Source organism: Alkalibacterium sp. s-m-28 (assembly GCF_054658175.1).
This window is the reverse complement of sequence record NZ_BAAGIQ010000021.1, coordinates 21479-27478: the sequence shown is the minus strand read 5'-3', so window position 1 is coordinate 27478 and position 6000 is coordinate 21479. Positions and strand designations below refer to the sequence as shown.

The window sequence follows — 6000 nt, the reverse complement described above, 5'->3', positions numbered from 1 at the left end:
GGGGATAGTTTGGTAGTCGGATACCTACTATTTTACCGATAAATGAGGGAGGGGCAAGTGTTTTTTGTCTTTTCCTTGATAGAACAACGGTTATAGACCTTTAAGAACAAAAAAATTTGACAGTAACCATATACTACAAAGGAGGCACTATTATGAAACCAGAGATATCTGATTTTACTTTTTACAATCCTGTTAAAATACTGTTCGGAAGAAATAAAATCGAACAATTAGATAAGCACATCCCTTCTGATAAGAAAGTTCTCATCTTATACGGTGGCGGCAGCGTCAAACGATTCGGAACACTTGACCGTGTAAAACAAGCCTTGTCACACGAGACTGTCGGCGAATTCGGCGGAATCGAAGCTAATCCGACATTTGAAACTTGCATGCAGGCCGTGGAGCTTATCAAGGAAGAAGGATATGATTATCTGCTGGCAGTCGGTGGCGGATCGGTCATTGACGGCGTGAAATTCATTGCCGCAGCAGCAGAATTCGATGGAGACCCGTCTGATATTTTCGGAAAAGGGGTCGGAGCCGGCAAACCTGTACAGTCTGCCCTGCCTTTCGGAACAATTCTTACTCTCCCCGCTACTGGATCCGAAATGAATGAGACGTCAGTTATTTCATTCAAGGAGAAGAAAGCTAAAGTCAGCTTCAGCAGCTGGGAAGTTTTTCCGAAATTTTCCGTTCTAGAACCTGAACTGACCTATACCCTTCCAAAAAGACAACTGGCTAATGGCATTACCGACTCGTTCATTCATATACTGGAACAGTACCTGACATATCCTGTGGGAGGAAAAGTACAGGATGAATTCGCTGAAGGTCTACTTCGCATCCTGATTGAAATCGGGCCCGATGTCGTTGACGAATCGAAGCATGACTATAACTTAAGAGCTAACTTTATGTGGACCGCTACACTGGCGCTGAATCGCCTGCTGTCCAGAGGAGTACCTGGAGACTGGTCGACACATGCACTTGGCCATGAGATCACTGTCTTGAACAATACAGACCATGCACGTACGCTTTCTGCAATCATGCCGGCTGTGATGACGGTTCGTAAACTCAAGAAATGGGACAAACTAGTTCAATATGCCGAAAAAGTCTGGGGCATCCTAGATGGGACTGAAGAAGATAAAATTGATGCAGCTATTCTTAAAACGATCATCTTCTTCAAGTCGATCGACATGCCCGTCAACCTTTCTGAAGTCAACGTTCAAGAAGAGGATATTGATACCTTAGTGTCACAACTCGAAGCACACGGCAATGATTCTATTTCGGAACGTGGCGACCAGACTTTGGATGTTTCAAGAGAAATCTATAGAACGGCTCTTTACAAAAATTATTGAGCACCCATTAAGGAGTGGTAAGAATGTTGAAGAACACTTGGCTGAAGTATACGTATCTGACGCTTTCCGCTGGTCTCGTTCTCGCTGGTTGCAATAACGAAGATGACAGTGAGGGTATCGACGAGCCGGATGAAGAAGTCATCGCACCCGAACAGGATGACGAAGATTTAGATGAAGACGACACGGACGACCTTACTGAAGATGACTATGCCGTATCACAAGATCTTGAAGTCTGGTTCCCCAAGCTGGAAGACACCTGGCTTGAATACGAGGGTGAAGGCATAGAGTATGCCTCATTCACCCGTTATCCTCAGTTCGCCCATGATGACACGCTTCAGATGATTGAGTCGACTGCTGGAACCGATGTGGTTACTGTCTATGAGTATACTGAGGATGAAATACGGGAAATTTTTGTACGTCCGGAAACCTATTTCAGAGATGATATGATGGACACCGGATTGAGCAGTGCGCAGGATGACCACGAAATTATTCTCCAGCTGCCTATTGAAGCCGGTCACTCCTGGGAGAGCCCGACTGGCTCAGTAACTGAAATAACTGATGTGGCAGTTGAAATTGACCTCCCTTTCGGAACCTTTGATGCAATCGAACTGACGCGCGAACGCGAAGGCAATACGACAGTGTATTACTATGCTGATGGCATTGGGCTGGTCGAGCGCATTTCAAATCCCGGTGACGATGAGATGGAGATTCGTTCAACATTGACAGAACTTGCGGAAAATCAGCCAGAAGAACATTCCGTGACAGTTTTTACACTCGATGATCAGGCTACTGAGCTTCAAGCTGTCAATACGTCTATTGAATTGTATACTAACGAGCCCATTCGAGTGGCTTTGACAGAAGTCCTGAGAGGACAGGCCGAGGGTTACGACTCTTTAGCTCTGATTGCTGGGTCAGCTGAAATCAACTATATGTATCTTGGAGATGATGGCATTGCATATGCCGACTTTTCCGTAGAACTGATTGATGATATGAATGCCGGATCGGGAATCGAGTCACTCATTGTTCAGGCACTGGTCAATACCATTGGAGCCTACTACAATGTTGAAGAGGTTTCGCTGACAGTCGATGATGAGCCCTACTCTTCCGGACACCTCCACAGGGAAGAAGGAGAGACTTGGACAGTTGACCATTCACAAGTCAGCTGGTAACTAACGGAATAAGTACTAAAGAAGCCATTTTATTCTCAGGAATGGCTTCTTTTAGTGAGTAATTTTAATTTGAGCATATTAGAAAAAAGGAAGAGCCGCGGCTCTTCCTTTTTTCATTCAGCTTATCTTTATTTGATCAGTTCGTAGATTGCTTCTGCGTAGATTGCCATTGCATTCATAAGATCATCTACAGCCATGAATTCATTGGCCTGGTGCATCGTATCAACACTGTCCGGGAACATTGCGCCGTATGCGACTCCGCGTTCCATCAGACGGCCGTATGTTCCGCCACCAATAACCATTTCGTGAGCTTCAAGCCCAGTCTGACGATGGTAAACGTCCAGTAGCGTTGTCACAAGCGGATCGTTGGCAGGAACATAGTGAGGTTCCTTCCCTTCACTGTTTGAAAGCTCTACATCATACTGAGACAGCTTGTCTTTGAAAGTATCTAAGATCTTATCTTCTGTTGTCCCTTGAGGGTAACGCATATTGACCGTGATTTTTCCGCCTTCTTCTGCTTTATAGGAGAAGACACCCGGATTGGAAGTCAGCTCTCCCATTACGGAGTCCGTATGATCGATACCCAGTTTTTTCCCTTCAGGATCATCGTGCAGATAAAGTGTGATGACTTCCAAGAAAGTTTTTGCATCTTTTCCAAAATTAAAGTCTGATAAATAACGTGCCAGGTAAGTCGCTGCATTGACTCCACTGGCCGGCTTGCTTCCGTGAGCCGCCTTACCGGTGAATTCCAGCGTTACTTTGTTTCCGTCCACAGCCGCTGTCCCTTTGACTGGTAGTCCATTAAGGAAGTCAGTCAGTCCAGATTCGATAGCTTGAGGGTCGTCACTTTTAACGACGGCTACCGCATCTTGAGGAACCATATTCGGACGCAGGCCTGATTCAAACTGAACTAATTCATTTGATGCTCCGGACCCGTCTCCTTTTGTTTCGATGAATACAGTTGTATTCCCTTTTTCACCATTAATGATCGGGAATGTGGCATCCGGTGAGAAACCAAAGTCAGGTTCAGGCTCAGTTTCAAGGTAATGCTTGATGCCTTTCCATTCACTTTCTTCATCTGTTCCGATGATGAAACGGACTTTCTTGGAGACCGGCAGATCAAGGTCTTTGATCATCTTGATCGCATAATAAGCCGCCATACCAGGTCCTTTGTCATCGCTTGATCCACGTGCATAGAGACGGCCATCTTTGATCACGGGTTCAAACGGATCTGTTTCCCATCCCGTTCCTGTAGGGACAACGTCGACGTGAGCCAGTACGCCCATGAGTTCGTCTCCGTCACCGTATTCGATGTGGCCAGCCCAGTTATCTACATTTTTTGTTGTGAAGCCGTCACGGTCACCTAAAGCCAGAAATGCCTCAAGTGCTTCTTTGGGACCAGGTCCAACAGGCGCTTCCTCTGTTGCTTTATCATCATTACGTACACTATCGATACGAAGCAGGTCAAACAAGTCTTCCAGAAACGCATCTTTACGTTTCGCCGCTTCAGCTTTCCAGTCAATTGAGTGTTCAGTCATTCTTACATTCCTCCTATACATTTTCGTGTCTCTTTCTCTATTTTATCATTTATTTCATTAAACTCCAATTAAAGATGACACGAACACTTCTTTCCACATTATAACAGTCAACTAAACATGCTGACTGGTTTTACTCGACTGGATAGTATTTGAAGAGTAAACTAAAGGAAAGGAGGCATGCCAGATGAATAAAATAACTAAAAGAAAAGTAGAAGCCTTTATTACTGAACGAAAAAAAGACAGTTATAAAGGTACGTATGGTCGGGTACTGTTAGTTGGAGGTAACGAAAATATGGGTGGCGCGATTATTTTATCTGCTTCAGCCTGTGTTCACAGCGGCGCAGGTCTGGTGACAGTAGCTACAGATCCAAGTAATCACGCTGCCCTTCACTCCAGACTTCCTGAAGCGATGTGTCTGACGTTGTATGATCTCCAGCAGTTGGAATCCATGATCGATGGGATGGATGTGATCGTCATTGGACCGGGTCTGGGTCGTGATCAGAGGGCGGCTGATGTAATGAAAACCGTTTATGAAACAATTGACGAGGAGCAAATCCTAGTTCTGGATGGGGATGCTATTCATCTGCATGTCAATGAAAATCTCCCTCCTCTGAAAGCAGAACTGATCGTGACGCCTCATTTAGGCGAGTGGCGTACACTGACTGGTGTACCGATCGATGATCAAGACGTTGAACTGAACCATCAGAAAGTGAAGGATCTGAATGCGGTAGTGGTTTTGAAAAAAAGTCGGACGGAGGTCTATTACGAGGATGAAGTCTGGGAAAATACTGCCGGGAATCCTGCAATGGCTACCGGTGGCATGGGTGATGCTCTGGCTGGAATGATTGCCGGTTTTGTCGCACAGTTTGAGCATAAGAAACACGCTGTTCTGGCATCCGTATACCTGCACAGCTACATTGGCGATGAACTAGCCAGACACCAGTACGTTACCTTGCCAACACATATTATTGAGCAGATTCCTGAAACAATGAAAACTTTTTCAAAATACGACAGTGGGAAACGGTTCGTTTGAGTGGTCTTTGGATTCATAAAAGATATCGGACAAGGCAATTTCCCTTCCAAGTGGTCTGACAAACTCATTGTTATCTATGAAGAATTTCCTAAATTTCCTCTGTCTGTTTATGGATATATTGTCAACAAGTATAAAAAAAGATACACTTATGCAGATAGAGTTTTTAACGTAATTCCGAAATTCATCTCCCACTTCTAAGCGTATGGGTGCGAAGCACCAGTGAAAGTGGGAGATGAATTTCGGTCAAGCGATAGCTTGAAGTGGTTAATGTCATTCTCATTTGGTATACTTTATATATAGACGATAACCAAGTCTATATAGGCGACAACCAAGCCTACTGAGTATTCCTTGGCGTTAGCCAAGTAAAAGAAAACCTATGAGGCAGGGACTGCCTTTTGAGCCTACCCATATCCGATTCCTCTGTCTGCATGAAACCTGTGCAGACAAGAATGGAGTTCGTAGGAAGCCCCCACTTCAAAATCCGGAGGATTTAAGTGGTGGGTAGTTCACATAGAGGGATGTGTGTACGATGAAAAAAAATAAGTTGCTGATCAATTCTATCTGGGTGTTTCTCCTCGGTTTTCTCCTGATGTTGATGAATCTGGACCTTCTGTACTTTTTCGGTATTGCCGGATTTTTCGTGTTCGCCCTGTGGTCCACACCTCAGGCAAGCGAATATGTCACAGAAGAAGAACACGAACAGGATAAGAGAAAAATGAAATGGACGATGGCTCTGGCGTTCTCCTATGTCGGTGCCGGCTTCCTGGCGCTCGTTCTTCAAACCTTTGTGCTATAAATAAATGACCAGTCGTTGCCTGACAAATGGCTATAGCTGGTCATTTTGCTGTCTTCTACATAACAGATACTGATCGTCTGTTTAAGTAGTTAAAAGCCGATTTGGCGGCTTTTTCCTC

The 6000-nt window shown here is 44.8% G+C and carries 5 protein-coding genes; 4 read left to right on the top strand and 1 reads right to left on the bottom strand.

Features of this window, described 5'->3' with window-relative positions; translation table 11 throughout:
• Positions 1-152 precede the first annotated feature (152 nt).
• Positions 153-1346 carry an iron-containing alcohol dehydrogenase gene (locus ACYQ4S_RS04740; protein ID WP_459769677.1) on the top strand — a complete coding sequence of 398 codons (1194 nt, stop codon included), beginning with the start codon at positions 153-155 and terminating at the stop codon, positions 1344-1346.
• 23 nt (positions 1347-1369) lie between these two features.
• Positions 1370-2515 carry a GerMN domain-containing protein gene (locus ACYQ4S_RS04735; protein WP_459769676.1) on the top strand — a complete coding sequence of 382 codons (1146 nt, stop codon included), beginning with the start codon at positions 1370-1372 and terminating at the stop codon, positions 2513-2515.
• Positions 2516-2643: 128 nt separating this feature from the next.
• Here the strand turns inward: ACYQ4S_RS04735 and pepV are convergent, their stop codons facing one another.
• Positions 2644-4053, bottom strand: coding sequence for a dipeptidase PepV (gene pepV, locus ACYQ4S_RS04730; RefSeq protein WP_346025541.1), 1410 nt, complete (start codon positions 4051-4053; stop codon positions 2644-2646).
• Positions 4054-4237: 184 nt separating this feature from the next.
• Here pepV and ACYQ4S_RS04725 point away from each other — a divergent pair, with 184 nt between their 5' ends.
• Together ACYQ4S_RS04725 and ACYQ4S_RS04720 are read left to right on the top strand one after the other, a co-directional pair.
• Positions 4238-5086 (top strand): NAD(P)H-hydrate dehydratase, encoded by an 849-nt coding sequence (locus tag ACYQ4S_RS04725; RefSeq protein WP_346025542.1) that lies wholly within the window; start codon positions 4238-4240, stop codon positions 5084-5086.
• Positions 5087-5615: 529 nt separating this feature from the next.
• Positions 5616-5882 (top strand): hypothetical protein, encoded by a 267-nt coding sequence (locus ACYQ4S_RS04720; RefSeq protein WP_346025543.1) that lies wholly within the window; start codon positions 5616-5618, stop codon positions 5880-5882.
• Positions 5883-6000: the final 118 nt, after the last annotated feature.